This is a genomic window from Micromonospora sp. NPDC047134 (genome assembly GCF_040643455.1).
Classification (GTDB): domain Bacteria; phylum Actinomycetota; class Actinomycetes; order Mycobacteriales; family Micromonosporaceae; genus Micromonospora.
The window spans coordinates 1-15,710 of record NZ_JBEYUI010000035.1; the positions used below are offsets into that span (position 1 = coordinate 1).

The 15,710-nt window shown below is 71.2% G+C and carries 16 protein-coding genes; 3 read left to right on the top strand and 13 right to left on the bottom strand.

The genetic code is table 11. The annotated features are described in order from the left end of the window. Positions 1 to 59 precede the first annotated feature (59 nt). The 12 genes from ABZ795_RS26675 to ABZ795_RS26730 form a co-directional block, all read right to left on the bottom strand. On the bottom strand, positions 60 to 2,081 hold the full coding sequence (locus tag ABZ795_RS26675; RefSeq protein WP_357532334.1) for a flotillin family protein: 2,022 nt from the start codon (positions 2,079 to 2,081) through the stop codon (positions 60 to 62). A gap of 160 nt (positions 2,082 to 2,241) precedes the next feature. Beyond that, positions 2,242 to 2,874: a hypothetical protein gene (locus ABZ795_RS26680; protein WP_357532335.1), complete on the bottom strand. Its 633-nt coding sequence runs from the start codon at positions 2,872 to 2,874 to the stop codon at positions 2,242 to 2,244. A gap of 113 nt (positions 2,875 to 2,987) precedes the next feature. After that, a complete protein-coding gene (locus ABZ795_RS26685) occupies positions 2,988 to 3,587 on the bottom strand; it encodes a hypothetical protein (RefSeq protein WP_357532336.1) in 600 nt (199 codons plus the stop codon). Then, the gene (locus tag ABZ795_RS26690; RefSeq protein WP_327023384.1) at positions 3,584 to 4,090 is read right to left on the bottom strand and encodes a SigE family RNA polymerase sigma factor; all 507 of its coding nucleotides are present in this window, start codon (positions 4,088 to 4,090) and stop codon (positions 3,584 to 3,586) included. The genes ABZ795_RS26685 and ABZ795_RS26690 overlap by 4 nt, the downstream gene beginning before the upstream one ends. Before the next feature lie 93 nt (positions 4,091 to 4,183). Beyond that, complete coding sequence (locus tag ABZ795_RS26695) at positions 4,184 to 4,738, bottom strand: hypothetical protein (protein WP_327023385.1); 555 nt, start codon at positions 4,736 to 4,738, stop codon at positions 4,184 to 4,186. Between the two features lie 18 nt (positions 4,739 to 4,756). Further along, the gene (locus ABZ795_RS26700) at positions 4,757 to 4,945 is read right to left on the bottom strand and encodes a hypothetical protein (protein WP_357532337.1); all 189 of its coding nucleotides are present in this window, start codon (positions 4,943 to 4,945) and stop codon (positions 4,757 to 4,759) included. Positions 4,946 to 4,947: 2 nt separating this feature from the next. Next, a complete protein-coding gene (locus ABZ795_RS26705; RefSeq protein WP_327023387.1) occupies positions 4,948 to 5,502 on the bottom strand; it encodes a hypothetical protein in 555 nt (184 codons plus the stop codon). Next, complete coding sequence (locus tag ABZ795_RS26710) at positions 5,493 to 6,011, bottom strand: hypothetical protein (protein ID WP_327023388.1); 519 nt, start codon at positions 6,009 to 6,011, stop codon at positions 5,493 to 5,495. The genes ABZ795_RS26705 and ABZ795_RS26710 overlap by 10 nt, the downstream gene beginning before the upstream one ends. Further along, the gene (locus ABZ795_RS26715; RefSeq protein ID WP_357532338.1) at positions 6,011 to 6,550 is read right to left on the bottom strand and encodes a hypothetical protein; all 540 of its coding nucleotides are present in this window, start codon (positions 6,548 to 6,550) and stop codon (positions 6,011 to 6,013) included. Before ABZ795_RS26715 ends, ABZ795_RS26710 begins: the two co-directional genes overlap by 1 nt. A gap of 431 nt (positions 6,551 to 6,981) precedes the next feature. Further along, positions 6,982 to 7,497 (bottom strand): MauE/DoxX family redox-associated membrane protein, encoded by a 516-nt coding sequence (locus tag ABZ795_RS26720; protein ID WP_357532339.1) that lies wholly within the window; start codon positions 7,495 to 7,497, stop codon positions 6,982 to 6,984. Between the two features lie 80 nt (positions 7,498 to 7,577). Further along, positions 7,578 to 8,825: a phosphoribosylamine--glycine ligase gene (gene purD, locus ABZ795_RS26725; protein ID WP_357532340.1), complete on the bottom strand. Its 1,248-nt coding sequence runs from the start codon at positions 8,823 to 8,825 to the stop codon at positions 7,578 to 7,580. A 112-nt stretch (positions 8,826 to 8,937) separates the two neighbouring features. After that, complete coding sequence (locus tag ABZ795_RS26730) at positions 8,938 to 10,227, bottom strand: adenylosuccinate synthase (RefSeq protein WP_357532341.1); 1,290 nt, start codon at positions 10,225 to 10,227, stop codon at positions 8,938 to 8,940. 122 nt (positions 10,228 to 10,349) lie between these two features. On the opposite strand from ABZ795_RS26730, the gene ABZ795_RS26735 reads away from it, so the two are divergent. Together ABZ795_RS26735 and ABZ795_RS26740 are read left to right on the top strand one after the other, a co-directional pair. Further along, on the top strand, positions 10,350 to 11,351 hold the full coding sequence (locus ABZ795_RS26735) for a hypothetical protein (RefSeq protein ID WP_357532342.1): 1,002 nt from the start codon (positions 10,350 to 10,352) through the stop codon (positions 11,349 to 11,351). Positions 11,352 to 11,420: 69 nt separating this feature from the next. Beyond that, complete coding sequence (locus ABZ795_RS26740; protein ID WP_357532343.1) at positions 11,421 to 13,739, top strand: chromosome partitioning protein; 2,319 nt, start codon at positions 11,421 to 11,423, stop codon at positions 13,737 to 13,739. 124 nt (positions 13,740 to 13,863) lie between these two features. On the opposite strand, the gene ABZ795_RS26745 is transcribed toward ABZ795_RS26740, so the two are convergent. After that, the gene (locus ABZ795_RS26745; protein ID WP_327023395.1) at positions 13,864 to 14,292 is read right to left on the bottom strand and encodes a DUF3151 domain-containing protein; all 429 of its coding nucleotides are present in this window, start codon (positions 14,290 to 14,292) and stop codon (positions 13,864 to 13,866) included. 146 nt (positions 14,293 to 14,438) lie between these two features. Between ABZ795_RS26745 and ABZ795_RS26750 the strand changes: the two genes are divergently transcribed. Beyond that, entirely contained in the window at positions 14,439 to 15,686 is a 1,248-nt protein-coding gene (locus ABZ795_RS26750; protein WP_357532344.1) for a hypothetical protein, read from the top strand. The last annotated feature ends 24 nt before the right edge of the window (positions 15,687 to 15,710 follow it).

Sequence of the window (15,710 nt, forward strand, 5' to 3'; positions counted from 1 at the left end):
GGGGGGCGGGGGCGGGGGGGGGGGGGGGGCCCCCCCCCCCCCCCCCACCGGCGGTCGGCTCACTCACCGGCGCGCTGCCGCGAGCCAGTCAGGGCCGCGACCGGAGTCTCCGCCACCCCCAGACGCTGTGCGGCCTTCAGCAGTTCCTGGAGCTTGCCCTGGTCGGCGCCACCGGCGCGCATCTGCTGCGCCAGGAAGGCCGACAGGGTGAGGTTCTGCACGTCGGCGCTGCTCAGCGAGCCGACCATCCGGGTCAGGTCGTCGGTGAAGCTCGCACTGCCGTCCAACCACGGCTTGGTCAGGTTCTTCGCCACGTCCGAGTGGGCCACGAAACCGTCCACACTCTTGCCGAACGAGATCGAGCTGAGCAGCCGGTCGAAGAAGACGCTGTCCCCACCGACGATGTCGATGTTCGCCTTCTCCAGGCCGGTGGAGACCAGCTTGGCCTGTGCCTCGGCGACCTGCCGTTGGGTGTCCAGCCCGGCGAGGCGGACCTCCTTCTCCAACTCCAGGCGCAGCCGGTACTCCTCGTGCTCCCGGGTGGCGTCGTCCAGCGCGGCCATCGCGGCGGCCTTCTCGGTGAGACCCTCGGCCTCGCCCTTCAGCTTCTCGCGCACGGCGTCGGCGGCGGCCAGCAGCTTCTCCCGCTCCACTGCGACCTCCGCGCGGCCGACCTTCTCGATCGCCTCGGCGCTGCGCTCCTGGACCTGCACCTCGGCTAGGCCGGCCGCGGCGGTCTCGGCCTGGACGCCCTCGGCCAACCGGATCTTCGCCCGGGTGTCCAGTTCGGCGGCCTGCTGCCGGGCCTCGGCCAGCACCAGTTGCTCGCGGGCCTTGTGCTTGGCGGCCGCCTCGGCTGCCTCCGCGGCCTTGATGTCCTTGACCAGGTTCTCCTGCGCCTCGGCCTCGGCCTGGATGATCACCGCCTGGCGGGTCCGCTCGGCCTCCTCGACCACCCGCAGCCGCTTGATGTTCTCCTCCTGCTCGGCCACGGTCTTCTCCACCGCGATCCGCTCCCGGACGACCTCGGCGATGGCCCGCTTCTCGGCCTCGACCTCCTTGTTCTTGGCGATCGTGCTCAGCTCGGTCTCCCGCTCCCGGCCGATGACCTCCAGCATGCGGTCCTTCTCGATCCGCTCGGTCTCGATGGCGATGACCCGCTCGCGGTTCTTCTCGGCGACCGCGATCTCGCGGGCCCGGTTCTCGTGCTGGATGCCCAACTGCTCGTCGGTACGGATGTTCGCGGTCTCGGCGCGCAGCCGCTCCTCGGCACGTACCCGGGTGACCTCGGCCTGCTCACGGGCCCGTACGGTCTCGATCTCGCGCTGCTGCTTGGCCTCGGCGTCCGCCTGCCGTCGCTCAAGCTCAAGGATCGCTTCCTTGGCGTCGACGTTCTGGCGGGTGATCTCCTTCTCCTCGCTGCGCCGGAACTCGTTGGTCCGGACGTTCTCCTGGGTGGTCAGCTCGGTGATCTTCCGGATGCCCTGGGCGTCCAGGATGTTCGCCGGGTCGAGCTGCGACATCGGCGTCTGCTCCAGGAAGTCGATCGCCGCGTCCTCCAGGCTGTACCCGTTGAGGTCGGTGCCGATCACCCGGATGATCTGGTCGCGGAACTCGTCACGCTTGGTGTAGAGGTCGACGAAGTCGAGCTGCTTACCTACCGTCTTGAGCGCCTCGGAGAACTTGGCGTTGAACAGCTCCTGCAGGGTCTCCCGGTCGCTGGCCCGCGCGGTGCCGATCGCCTGCGCCACCTTGATCACGTCTTCGACGGTCTTGTTGACCCGGACGAAGAAGGTGATCCGGATGTCGGCCCGGATGTTGTCGCGGCAGATCAGGCCCTCGTTGCCGGTCCGTTCGATGTCGATGGTCTTGACCGAGATGTCCATGATCTCGGCCTTGTGCAGGACGGGCATCACGACCGCGCCGGTGAAGGTCACATCGACCCGCCGGACCTTGGAGACGATCAGCGCCTTGCCCTGCTCGACCTTGCGGAACAACCGACTGACCATGAACACCACGCCGAGCGCGACGAGCAGGACGACGGCGAGGAGTATGCCGATTCCAGTGGTGATGACTTCCATGGTTGGGCGCGCGGGCGGTTGGCGGCCCGGCGGCAGCGGCCGGGCGAACGCCCGCGCATCCTCCTTTCGAGACGTCTCAGGGGCGGCGTGGGACGGGCCGGCGATGGGGCGGCTGCCCCAGTCGGGATGATCCGCAGGTAGGGCGGTTACACCGGGGCGGCTACGGGGCGGAATGTCTGAGTGGATCGAAGGCGGGACCGGCGGGCATGACCCAGAAGAACTCGCCCTCGGTGTCGTAGTCGTAGATCAGGGCGGAACTGCCCGCCGGCATCTTCTCCTCGCCCGGCTGCCGGACCTGCACCACCGCCGAGGAGCCGTCGGCCGCGGTCACCTCGGCCTGACCGAAGTCGACCGTGACCGTGCCGGTACGCACGACACACAGGCTGCCGACGAAGGCGTGCCGGGTGGCGTCCGACTCGGTCGGGAAGAGTCGCTCCAGGGGTATGGCGACCAACCGGGTCACCAGCCACGCGCAGAACGCGGCGGCCAGCAGGACACCGATCGAGACCAGGATCCGGGTGCCGGAGCCGAAGCCCAGGCCGTCGAGGAGGGCGGTGCCGGCCAGGCTGACGAACCAGGCGACGGCGACGAGCAGGGAGAAGATGATGGCGCTGGGCACACCCCCCAGACCTAGGCCGGCGAGGAAGGCACCCGCCCCGCCGTCGACGTCCAGGTCGTCGCCCAGATCCAGCACGCCGGTCAACACCAGCAGCCAGTAGCCGACCACCACCACCAGCAGAAAGCTGAACAGTACGGTGGGAAAGCTGAGTGCCGCGCCGAGAAAACCGGTCACCGCGTCCTCCTCCCCGTGGTCGGCGGCTCGGACCGACCACGATGATCGTGACACGGTATGTCAATCTCCAGGGCGGCCGATCGACCCAATGCCACCGGCCGGATCGGGCGACATCAGCTGAGATTGGCCTGAATCAGTGCGTCGATCGTTGCGGATCGGACCTCGACCTGATCCGCGGTCACGGCCAGGAACAGTGAACTGCCGTCCGGCCGCCACGCCGTCAGGTACGCCGTCGAGGTCGCCGAGTCGTCCGTGGTCAGCACCTGAGCTCCACTAGGGACACTGACCTCGCGTGGCGTTCCGGGCAGCCCGGTCGGCGCGGTGAAGTCGTACACCGCGATCACCCGGGTCACCGGACCCCGGCCCTCGTACGCTGCCCGGACACCGGTCGGCACCAGCTGAGGTCGGGCCGACCGCAGCACCGCCTCGGTGGCATCCACCCGATCCAGGTAGGGCGGCAGCCCCCACAGATCAGGTGCGAAGGGGCTGGCGGAGGTGGGCCCGGTCGGCGGTGCCTCGCTGCGCTCGGCCACCATGACCCCGAAAGTCCCGATGCCGACCACTGCGGACAGGGCCAGCCCCGCTCCCGCCGTCTGCACCCGACGACGCCGACGCAGCCGGGCGCGTACCCCCGGCAGGGGATCCGAGCCGGTCGGATAGTGGTCGGGGTCGGAGTCCCAGACCGCACGGAGGGCTTCCCGCACATCGCTCATCCCGCGACCTCCCGATCAGCGCCGACATGGGTGGGCAGCTCGGCGCGAATCGCGCCCAGGGCTCGATGACGCAGCGAACGGACCGTGGCCGGTCGTCGTCCGATGGCCTCGGCGATCGCCTCGTCGCTCAGGTCGTCCAGGTACGACAACACGAGCACCACCCGCTGCAAGGGAGGAAGGTCGGCCAGCATCCGGCGGAGCTGGTCGTGGTCGTCGACCCGGCCCAGTCCCCCGTCGGCGACCAGGGGGCGGGCCGGTGGGGTCAGCCGGGCCCGGCGGACCAGGGTCCGCATCCAACTGATGTGCAGTCGGACCATGGTGGTCTTCGCGTACCCGAGTGGGTTGCCTTCGACCAGCAGGCGGTGCCACGCGCCGGCCATCCGCACGTAGGTCTCCTGGAGGAGGTCCTCGGCCTGGTCCGGGTCAGCGGCCACCGCACGCGCGTACCGGCGCAGCGCCGGCGTGGACTGGCGGACGAACATCTCGAACTCGTCGGCTTCCATCCCACCTCCCTCGCCACTAGTACGCCACCGGCACGGCGTTCTGTTGCACGCGGATCCGGTCGACCGATCGAACCGATCGGCCGACCGGAGTGCTCACGGCAGCAGCGACGAGATCAGCACCGCCAGGGCGGCCAGGTAGGCGAGCAGCAGGGCCCGCTTGACCGCCGTGGACCGGTGATCCCACTCCAGGTTCCAGCCCCCGGAGTCGTCGAAGTGCAGGGCCGACATGGTCATCAGGGACCGGCCCAGGCCGAACCCGACCCCGGCGGCCAGGGCCGTCACCGGAGTGGCGAAGAGCAGCAGCAGCACCGCGGTCAGATAGGCCAGCCCGCTGGGCAGGTAGGTCCGCACCCCGGTGCCCATCTCCAGACCGAACTGGAAGGGCCCGGCGAACCGTCCCAGCCGGAAGACGCTCTCCGGCACCAGTCGCTGGTTCTCCGGCAGCGCGAAGCGCAGCACACCGAGTTCACGCAAGGTCACCAGCACGGCGGCGACCAGCACGATCCCGATCCGCACCGGCACCGGCAGGGGCGCCCGCACCAGAGAACCGACCAGCAGCAGGACCGCCGCGATGACGATTCCCCCGGCGACCAGCCCGAGGCAGAAGCAGAAAGCGGGAAAACCTCGCCAGACCGGCGAGCTCAGCACGGCGGCTGAGTTCTTGCTTCAAGTGGAGCCGCTGGTGGCGAACCCGGCCGTCAGGGCCAGGCCCGCCACCAGCCCGGTGGTGACCCACCACCCGGCGTACTCCAGACCCACTGCGGCCACGACCAGGGTCATCCCGACCACCCAGGCCATGCCGGTGAACGGATGCCAGAACCGCCGCCGCAGCACGGCACTTCTGCGTTCGAGCATGGTCAGTACCGGCAGATGGTGAAGTAGGTGTTGCTGGTGCCGCCGGCAGAGACCGTGGTGTTCCCGTCCGAGCACCGCCACCAGACCCCGTCGGGGGTGGTCCACCGCCACGCGTTCTTCTTCGTGGTCGTACCGCAGGCGTTCGACACCGGCTTGTAGTAGTAGACGACCGGGGCGTCCCGCACCGTGCCGGACCGGTGCCAACCGGAGGCGCAGTAGGTGCTGCCCCGGTACACGCCACCGAAGCAGGCACCCGCCCGGGAGGTGTACGCCCCGACGTTGTCCTTCTGCTCCGAGTAGCCGTTGGGGTACGCGTCCTTGCAGTCGTTGCGGTCCCAACCGGTCAGGCCGCCGGGCCCGGTCTCGGCGTGGGCCGGGGAGGCGAACCGGGCGGTGGTGGAGGCCACGAACCCACCCACCGCGAAGGCGCTGAAGGCGATGCCGCGCAACACCGTACGGCGCTGCGGCTTCACCCGCAGTTCGGTCAGGGCCCGGCTGCGCGGCGCGTTGGGCGGGGCTACGGACAGGTCTGGAATCTGGTCGAGCGTCAACGCCATGACGAACTCCCCTCGCTGTGCACGATCTTCTTTCGCAACATGTCGAACTGCCGCTCGGCCGACCCGACGTCGACCGGCAGGGCCAGATCGACCACCTGGCCGTCAGCTCGGACGGCCATCAACACCGGCGGGCTCAGATGGGCGATCTTCTGCCACTCGTCCCGGTCGGACACGACATCGAACTCCTGCCGGATCGGCGCCGGCCACTGCTCGACCTCCTCGTAGGTGAGCAGGACCGGGCGGACACCCGCCGCAGCGGACAGTTCCGCGAGCCGTGCCGTCACCGCACCGCACAGCGGGCAGCCGGTGTCCGAGGCGACGACGATGCGATCCGAGCCACCCGTCACGGTGGCACCCATCACCACGTCCGGCCCGGCGGAGGAATAGCTGACCTCGCGGACCACCAGCGCCCGGAGCATCCTGATCTCCCGCAGGAGGGCTCCGACCGCCAGGAACAGAATCAGGATGGCGGTCCAGTTCAGGATGGTCAGCGCCACCGACGGTGACATCAGCCGGCCGCCCAGGAGATGTTGATCTGCTCCAACCAGCTCAGCTTGTCGGCATCGGTCGCCTTGTCGTCGCCGTCGGCGAAGACCACCTCCGCCATGGCGGAGGGAAAACCGAGGGTGTACGTGTAGTCGGTCAACTGGGTGGCCGAGGCGACCCCGGGCAGGGGCGACCGCCACACCTCACCGAACTTAGTCCGGGCACCCTGATGGCGCGGCTGGTGACCGGCCGCGTGGCCGGGCCCCGGGATCGACAGCGAGCCCAGCCCTTCGGCGAAGATCGCGATGTGCTCGCTCATCGTGCCCAGCAGGGTCTCCCGCCTGGGCCGCAGCGCCATCCCACGAACCTGGTCGGCGATCTCCAGGCTGGAGAACAGCTCGACCAGCTTCTCCCGGCGCGGGGCCGGACCACCGAACACCGTCATCAGCTCGTGGTAGTCACCGATCAGGGTGGCTACCGAGGTGTGCTTGTCCAGCGACTCCGACACGACCACCTCGCGGCCGTGCACAACCAGGCGGTCGACCGGGTTCGCGGCCACCATGTAGGTGCACGCGAATTCGTGGTAACCGCGCGGTCCTATCTGGAATCCGCGCCCGTACGCCCCACTGGCGAAACGGACATGGGCCGCGACGCTGGTGACCCGGGGGAATTCGGCTAACTCGACATTTACCACCGCAGCGCTCGGTGCCACCAACTCAAGACTTTGAACGGGCACTTGATCTCCCTTCCTGGTGGTCAGACCGTAGCAACGGCACCAGGGAAAGCAATGTCCTGCACGGCATTTGGGGCAATGTCCTTATGCGACCAAAATCTTGGCCCGGCACGGCTTCGGGCTTTACCCCCCGGACCAATCCAAATCGCCGATTCAGGGCGTCGATTCTCGGTGGGTAGATCCCTTCGAAGCGACTAAACCTGATCTTGGAGTTCTGTGCGGCTTTGTCGCCCCCGGCTGAAGCCAAGACCACAGTGGAGTCAGAACAGTTCTGGCACCAGCCATCCGGCGGTGGCCGTCACGCCGGCGGCCAGCCACACTTCGAGACCGGGTCGGAGCACCGACTCGGCTTGGGGTGCCGCTGCCGCCACGGCGACCGACCCGGCTGCGGCAGCGAAGATCAGCGCGCGGATCACCACCGGGAGGCCGGTGGATCGGGCACCCGCCAGGCAGCCGCAGGGGGTACCGGGTCGACGCCTTCGGAGCACCTCGGCGTAGCCCGCCAAGACGAGGTAGGTGCCCGCCAGCAGGGCGTACCCGGCGGCGGACAGGTGCGGGGCGAGCAGCACGACACCGAGGACCATCAGGGCCAGACCCACCTCGGTGGCGCCCAGCAGCCGACCGGCCCAGGTTTGCATCACGGAGGGCAGCAGAGCCTGCCGGGCCAGCAGGGCCCGGACCCGCTGCGGGTGCACGGCATGACCGACCCCGGCCACGAGCAGCAGCAGGGCCCCACCCAGTGCCACCACGGTCACCAGCGTGGAGAACCCACTCACCGTGCCTCCTCGGTCCCGGCGGGCACCAGCACCACCGGTCCAGACGACATCGCCACCGCCCGTGGTGGCACCGGCGCTGGTCAGTGGGGGATGACGATGCCGCCTTCGATCGCGACGGCGGCGATGTCGGAGCGGTGATGCGAGCCTTCCAGGGTCACCTCGCGTACCAACTGGTAGGCCGCATCGCGCGCGGCGGCCAGGTTCTCGCCGGTGGCCGTACCGCAGAGGACCCGGCCCCCGGCGGAGAGCAAGGCGCCGTCGGGGTCCTGACGGGTGCCGGCGTGGATGATCCCGGGGCGGTCCGCCCCGGTGATCACATCACCGGTACGCGGCTTGGCCGGGTAACCCTCGGCGGCGACCACCACGGTGACGGCGGCACCGGGACGCCAGCGCAGCGGCGGGTGCTCGGCCAGGGTGCCGGTGGCGGCGGCGTGCAGCAGCCCGGCCAGCGGAGTCTCCAGCAGAGCCAGCACCACCTGGGTTTCCGGGTCACCGAAGCGGGCGTTGAACTCGATCACCCGGGGGCCCTTGGCGGTGATCGCCAGCCCGACGTAGAGCAGACCGGCGAAGGGGGTGCCCCGGCGGCGCATCTCGGCCAGGGTCGGGTACACCACATCGCGCATGACCTCGTCGACCAGACCGGCCGGGGCCCAGGGCAGCGGAGCGTACGCCCCCATGCCCCCGGTGTTCGGGCCGGTGTCGCCGTCGCCGACCCGCTTGAAGTCCTGAGCCGGCAGCAGCGGCACGGCCGCTTCCCCGTCGGTCACCACGAACAGCGACACCTCGGGCCCGGCGAGGTACTCCTCGATCACCACCCGACCGCACTGCCGGGCGTGCTCCAGTGCCGCCGCCCGGTCCTCGGTGACGACGACCCCCTTGCCGGCGGCGAGCCCGTCGTTCTTCACCACGTACGGCGGGCCGAACTCGTCGAGCGCCCGGCCGACGCTCTGCTCCTCGGTGCAGGTGTAGGCCCGTGCGGTGGGGACTCCGGCGGCGGTCATCACGTCCTTGGCGAAGGTCTTCGACCCTTCCAGCCGGGCCGCCTCGCCGCTCGGGCCGAACACCGGGATGCCCTTGGCGCGTACCGCGTCGGCCACCCCGGCGACCAGCGGCGCCTCCGGCCCGATCACCACCAGGTCCGCGGCCACCTCGACGGCGAGCGCCGTGACGGCACCCGGATCGACGATGTCCACCGACCGCTGTTGGGCGACCTGCGCGATCCCGGGGTTACCCGGCGCACAGATCAACTCGGAAACGGACGCATCCTCGGCAAGCCGCAGCGCGAGCGCATGCTCCCGCCCGCCACCACCCAGCAACAAAACCCGCACGACCCGGAATCCTACCCACCCCCACCCCGACCCCTGTTGATCAAGAGGTTCGCGTCTCAGATCCGGCGGCTCTCCGAGACGCCAACCTCTTGACCAACACGGAAACGGGAAGTCAGGGGAGGAGGGGGTGGCGGGTCACGTTCTCCTCGCGGCCGGGGCCCACGCCCACCACCGAGACCCGGGTGTTGCAGAGTTCCTCGATGCGGGCGATGTAGCGCCGGGCGTTCTCCGGGAGGTCTTCCTCGGTCCTGGCCTTGGTGATGTCCTCCGACCAGCCGTCGTGCTCCTCGTAGATCGGGGTGGCGTGGTGGAAGTCGGTCTGGGTCATCGGCATGTCGTCGACCCGCTTGCCGTTGATCTCGTACCCGACGCAGATGGGGACCGTGGCCAGGCCGGTCAGCACGTCCAGCTTGGTGATCACCAGGTCGGTGACGCCGTTGAGGCGGCAGGCGTAGCGGGCGACCACGGCGTCGAACCAGCCGCAGCGACGTTCCCGGCCGGTGGTGGTGCCGTACTCGTGGCCGACCTTGCGCAGGTGGGCGCCGTTGTCGTCGAACAGTTCGGTCGGGAAGGGGCCCGAGCCGACCCGGGTGGTGTACGCCTTGCTCACCGCGATCACCTTCGTGATGGCGGTCGGCGGGATGCCCGCGCCCACACACGCCCCGCCGGCCGTCGGGTTCGACGAGGTGACGAAGGGGTAGGTGCCGTGGTCCATGTCGAGCATGGTGGCCTGGGCACCCTCCAGCAGGACGGTGTCGCCCCGGTCCAGGGCGTCCCAGAGCATCGACCGGGTCTCCGCGATGTACGGCCGCAGCCGCTCCGCGTACTCCAGGTACTCCTCGATGGTGGCGTCCAGGTCGATGCCCTTGCGGTTGTAGACCTTGAACATCACCTGGTTCTTCTCGCGCAGCGCGAGTTCCAGCTTCTTGCGCAGGATGCCCGGGTCGAGCAGGTCCTGCACCCGGATGCCCATCCGGGCGACCTTGTCGCCGTACGCGGGGCCGATGCCCCGGCCGGTGGTGCCGATGCGGGAGCTGCCCAGGTAGCGCTCCACCACCCGGTCCAGCGCCCGGTGGTGCGGCATGATCAGGTGCGCGTCGCCGGAGATCCGGAGCCGGGAGACGTCGACGCCCCGCTCGGCCAGCCCGTCGATCTCGCTGAGCAGCACCTTCGGGTCGACCACCACACCGTTGCCGATGACGATCACGGCGTTCGGGGAGAGTGCCCCCGAGGGCATGAGGTGCAGGGCGTACTTCTGGCCGTCCGGGGTGATCACCGTGTGGCCTGCGTTGTTGCCGCCCGAGTAACGGACGACGTAGTCGACCCGCTCACCCAGCTGGTCGGTAACCTTGCCCTTGCCCTCGTCGCCCCACTGAGCGCCGAGGAGCACGATCGCTGGCATCTTCTCGCCTCCAGAAGGCTCGGGTGCCAGATGGCGACCGGTCAGCGAGCCCGGGGTGTCAGGTTAACAAGTAGTGACGGCACGACCGGCAGGGGTCGCGCGATAAGCAGGAGGAGCTACCCGTGTACGACGTGGTGCTGCTCACACTGGGCTCGGAGCGGGACGCTCCCGGAGCTGGGTGCGGCAGCGGCGAAGCCTGCTGTGGCGGTGCGGTGACGGCGGCTGCCAAGGACCGTGAGGAGCGTTGCGAGACCCCCCGCGTACCCGTGTTGGCCTGTGCCGACGCGCTGACCGCTCGGGGTGCCCGGGTCGAGACGGTGACGGCCCGGTCGGACGCGGAGATCGACGAGGTGCTGGCCCGGCTCGACGGCCCGGCCCGGCCTGACGGCCTCACCTGGCCGGATCCGGACTCCAAGACCCGCCTGGTGGCGGCCGTGGCCGGTGACGCACAGTTGCGCGCCGTGCTGCGCCGGCTGGTCCGGCGGTACGCCCCACCCCCCAGCCGTCGCCCGGCGGACCTGGCCGGCAACCGGACCGTGCCGGACCTGCCGCCGATCGGCGTACTGCCGCTGGACCCGGCCCGCAGCACCACCCACCGTGACCTGGCCGCGCAGCTCGGCTTGCCGCGCGACCCGGCGGGGGTGGCCGCCGCGGTACTCGACGGCACCCCCCGGCGGCTCGATCTGCTGCGCAACGACGGCGGCTCGGTCACCCTGGACGGCGCCCTGCTCGGGGCGGCCGGTGAGGACGGGCGACCCCTGCACTGGCGCGGCCGGGTCGAGGTCGACGACGCCGTCCTGTCCAACGGCGACGATCCCCTGCTGGCCTGCGTGATCGGCAACGCGGGGGGCTACGCCCGGCTCGACGAGGTAACCCTGCTGGCCGACCCCGATCCGACCGACGGGCTGGTCGAGGTGGCGGTGGCCGTACCGGTGGTCACCCGGTCCCGGCTGGGCCGTCGGCGGGTACGCCTGGAGGTACGCCGGGCACGTGGCCGGGCCGCCTCCGTGCTGCCCCGCGACGATGCCGCACTGCCCTACCTGGACGACGGTGTGCAGGCTGAGTTGACCCGTAAGCGGTCCTGGTGGACCGAGCCGGGGGCCTGGGCGGTCTGGACCGCCTGACCGCGTCCCGCACCGGCGGCCGAGATCGGCCGGTGGGCCTATCCTCGGCTGGAGGAATGGGGAGGAACCGTGGTGGACGAGAACGCCGACCGGGTGCCCGCGCCCGGCCAGCATGGGGTGCCGGAACGGGACATCGAACCACTCTGGCCACCGGACCAGATCGACGGCTTCGGCGCGTCCGGATGGGATCCACCGCCGCCCGCCGCCACACCACCCGGTGTCCGCCCGACCACACCACCCGGCGTACATCCGGCCACGCCGCCCGGCGTACACCCGGTGCCCTCGGCCACCCAGCCGGGGGTGCCGGGCGGGTACCCGAACGCCGTACCTCCCTCGCCGGCCGACTACCCCTCACTCACCGGCGGGCCGGTTGCCAGCGGCTGGGCACCGGCCACGGCCAACCAACCGGATCCGGGGGTGCCCGCCGGTCCGGACTTCGCCGCGTCGGGCAGCGCATGGGGGTCGGACACGGACAGCGCCGGCACCACCGCCGGATCGGGCAGCGCTTGGGGTCCAGGGGCTGAGGGCAGCGCTTGGGGGCCGGGGGCGGACAGTGCCGGCACCGCCGCCGCGTCGGGGCGGGCCGTGGTGCCCGTCGGGCCTCAGCCGGAGGCCGGTCAGGTCGACCTGAACCTGCCGTTCACCCTCGACCCGCCGACCGCTCTTACCCCGAACCGGGAGGGTGCGGCGTCCACGGCCAACGACAACGCGGACCCGGCTCACCCGGACTCCGCGCCGGAGACCGCTCCGGACGGCGGCGAGCCGACACCGGCCCGACCGACGGCGGAGTCCCCCTGGGCGCAACCACCGCAGCGGTCCGGTGCCGCCACCCCGCCGGAGACCGGCGAGCGGGGGGTGGCCTCCGCGGTCACACCACGCCCCACCTGGGCCGGACCGGCCCAGCCGCTGCCGCCGATTCCCACCGCCCCCTTCTCCGGCGCCGCGATACCCCCGCAGCCCGGCCCGGCGGTACCCCCACAGCCCGGCCCGCATCAGCCCCTCACCCCGGCCCACCCGCACGGTGACCCCTCGGCCCACCAGGGCGGCGACTCCTCGGCCCAGCAGGGCGGCTATGCCGTGGCACCGCAGCACGGTGAGCAGGGACGGCACGCGGCCTCGGCGCAGCACGGCGACCCGGAGGCCGTCGAGTCGCCCGTACCCCAGCCAGGGCCGCCTCTGACGGCCACCGCCCAGGTGCCGCCCTTCACGGCCGCAGCGCAGGTGCCAGCGCCCTCGGCCGACGGTAGGACGCCCGTCGCGCCCCCTCCCGGGCCGGGAGCACCCCAGGTCGGGCCGGCGTATGCGACCCCGCCCGGTCCCTTCCCACCACAACCGGCCTGGCAGCCGGCGCCCTGGCAGCAGCAGGGCCCGCCGGCGGCCACCGCGCCGTCTCAGCCGGTGGAGACCGCCTCCCGGACCCCTCCCGGGTACGCCGACCAGGGTTGGACCCAGGAGACCGGCGGGGCACCCACCGCGGAGGACTTCGCCCGGCGGCGGCAGGTACGCCCCACCGAACCGGTGGCGACCATCGGGCTCCGCGCGGTGGTCAACAAAACCGGCCTGGTGAAGCTGCCACCGGGTCGGCACGAGCTGGAACTCAAGCGGGACATCGAGATGGTGCGGCGCAACTTCGGTGGGCTGCGTCAGGTCACCGTGGTCAACCCCAAGGGTGGGGCCGGCAAGACGGTGGCCATCCTGCTGCTCGCCATGACCTTCGGTCAGAAGCGTGGCGGTTACGTGCTGGCCTGGGACAACAACGAGACTCAGGGCACCCTGGGGATGCGGGCCCAGCAGGACTTCCACTCCCGTACGGTGCGGGACCTGCTGCGTGATCTGGGGCAGTTCCACGGGGCGCACGGCCGGGTCGGGGACCTGTCGCAGTACGTCCGCTCGCAGGGCGAGGGCATGTTCGACGTGCTGGCCTCGGACGAGTCCGCTACCGGTGGCGAGATGCTCACCGCCGCGGCCTTCGGTGAGATCCGCGAGGTGGTCAGCCGGTTCTACAAGTTGATCTTCGTGGACACCGGCAACAACGTACGGGCGCAGAACTGGCAGGCGGCGATGGACGCCACCGATCAACTGGTGGTCACCATGTCGGCCCGTAACGACTCGGCCGAGACCGCCGCCCGGATGCTCGACCACCTGGAGCAGAGCGGACGGCAACGGCTGGTCCGGCAGGCGGTGACGGTGGTCTCGATGCCGCCCTCGCGCAAGGAGATCGACCTGCCGGCCATCCAGGAGCACTTCGCCGCGCGCACCCGGGCGGTGCTGCTGGCCCCGTACGAGCGGCTCATCGACACCGGCGAACCCATCCGATACGCCGGACTCTCCGCGGCCACCCGAGACGCCTGGCTGAAGATCGCCGCAGCGGTCGCCGAGGGCCTGTAGACCCGGGCGGGAGCGGCGCGCTCGATCCGGGATCGAGTGGCTTCCAGAGCGCGGGAGACCACTCGATCCGGGATCGAGCGCGATCATGCCTGGCGGCGTCAGCGTCGCAGTGCGGCCAGGTGGGTCAGTTGCTGGCCAGGGCGTCGGCGGCGGCCGGGTCGCAGTCGCGGAGGAACTGGGCACAGCGGGCCGCCTCGTCGGCCTCGCCGATCTCGTCCGCAGCCCGGGACAGCACGTACAGGCACCGCAGGAAGCCCCGGTTCGGCTTGTGCGACCAGGGCACCGGACCGTGTCCCTTCCAGCCGTTGCGGCGCAGCTGGTCCAGGCCACGGTGGTAGCCGGTACGGGCGTACGCGTACGCCGTGACGGCCTGGTCCTCGGCGAAGGCCCGGGTGGCCAGTGCCGCCCAGGCGGCGCTGTGGTTCGGGAACCGGCCCGCCGCGGCGGTGTACGCCTCGTCGCTGCCGGCCTGCTCCGCCGCCGCCAGGGCGGCGTCGGCCTCCTCGTGGGCGGGCAGGAGGGTGGCGGGTGGCTCAGGTAGGAGGTTCTGCATCGCCCCATTCAACCCGCTTCGCGCGAGGGTGTGCGAGCGGGTCCGGCAGGCGCGCCGACCGATCGGCCCACAGGCCCCGGTCAGGCCGCCGGAATCCGGGCCGGGGCCGCTCGGCGCGGGTTGAACCGGCCGGGCAGGATGACCGGGTGCCGACCCCACCCCCCGCGGACGTCATCGAGCCGCACACCTGGACGAACGAGATTCAGACCCGGGCCGAATTCGATCGGCGGCTGGCCGGCGGAAGCCTGGTCGGGCTGACCATTCAAGGGCTTCGGCTGGATCTGGCGCCGGTCCCCGACTTCACCTCCGTCGAGGTGGCCGGGACCCTCTTCGTCGGCTGCCGCTTCGCCTCCCGACAGGTCGGCGCCGACCTGGTCCGGCGCGGCGCCAACGTGGTGCCCCCCTTCTCCGGGCTGCCCTACCCGACCCAGCCGCCGCACCTCTACACCCCGGAGGAGCTGGCCGCCGGCTTCGCCGAGGGCGGCTACCAGGCGATGTACGACAACCGGGTGTACGCGCACTTCCGGGACCACGGCGGGGCCCTGCCCGACGTGCGGGAGGCCCTCAGCCAGCGGCTGCACGACCACGGGGTGGACAACGCCCTGGCCGACGCCACCCGCGCCTGGCTGACCGCGCACGGGCCGCAGTCGGTGGTGGGGGTGATGGGCGGGCACGCGGTACGCCGGGGCAGCCGGTCGTACCGGATGGCCGCGGTGCTCGGCCGGGAGCTGGCGCGGGCTCAGCGGCTGGTGGTCACCGGTGGGGGGCCGGGGGTGATGGAGGCCGCCAACCTGGGCGCCTACCTGTCGACCCGCCCGGCCGAGGACCTGACCGCCGCCATCGACCTGCTGGCCACCGCCCCCGACTACACCGACCACGACCGGTACACGGCGGCGGCCCTTCGGGTCCGGGAACTGTACGGCCGGTCAGTCACCCCACCACCGGAGGGCACCGATCCGCTGACGGCGTACCGGGCCGACTCGACCGAACTGGCCACCGGTGACCTGGACTGGGCCCACTGCGGCGGGCTGGCCGTTCCCACCTGGCTCTACGGCCACGAACCGGCGAACCTGTTCGCCGGGCGGATCGCCAAGTACTTCTCGAACGCCATCCGGGAGGACACCATCCTGCGGCTGGCCCGAGGCGGAATCGTCTTCGCCCCCGGCCGGGCCGGCACGGTGCAGGAGGTGTTCCAGGCGGCCACCAAGACCTACTACGGCACCGACGGGGCCAGTGGGGCGTACGTCTTCCTGGACCGCACCTACTGGACGGAGGAACTGCCGGTGGAGGCCCTGCTGCGCCCGCTGCTGGCCGGCTCCCCGTTCGGTGACCTGTCCGGCACGGTGCACCTGACCGACGACGCCCACGAGGCCGTCCGGCTTCTCCTGGGGTAAGGAAGGGCACCTTATTAACGCCTC

What these genes read in the sequence shown, in the direction of transcription:
- ABZ795_RS26690 (WP_327023384.1), bottom strand. Translation starts at nt 4,090, where the DNA reads ATGGAAGCCGACGAGTTCGAGATGTTCGTCCGCCAGTCCACGCCGGCG.
- ABZ795_RS26685 (WP_357532336.1), bottom strand. Translation starts at nt 3,587, where the DNA reads ATGAGCGATGTGCGGGAAGCCCTCCGTGCGGTCTGGGACTCCGACCCC.
- ABZ795_RS26715 (WP_357532338.1), bottom strand. Translation starts at nt 6,550, where the DNA reads ATGGTGGCCGCGAACCCGGTCGACCGCCTGGTTGTGCACGGCCGCGAG.
- ABZ795_RS26730 (WP_357532341.1), bottom strand. Translation starts at nt 10,227, where the DNA reads ATGCCAGCGATCGTGCTCCTCGGCGCTCAGTGGGGCGACGAGGGCAAG.
- ABZ795_RS26700 (WP_357532337.1), bottom strand. Translation starts at nt 4,945, where the DNA reads ATGCTCGAACGCAGAAGTGCCGTGCTGCGGCGGCGGTTCTGGCATCCG.
- ABZ795_RS26745 (WP_327023395.1), bottom strand. Translation starts at nt 14,292, where the DNA reads ATGCAGAACCTCCTACCTGAGCCACCCGCCACCCTCCTGCCCGCCCAC.
- ABZ795_RS26675 (WP_357532334.1), bottom strand. Translation starts at nt 2,081, where the DNA reads ATGGAAGTCATCACCACTGGAATCGGCATACTCCTCGCCGTCGTCCTG.
- ABZ795_RS26710 (WP_327023388.1), bottom strand. Translation starts at nt 6,011, where the DNA reads ATGTCACCGTCGGTGGCGCTGACCATCCTGAACTGGACCGCCATCCTG.
- ABZ795_RS26705 (WP_327023387.1), bottom strand. Translation starts at nt 5,502, where the DNA reads ATGGCGTTGACGCTCGACCAGATTCCAGACCTGTCCGTAGCCCCGCCC.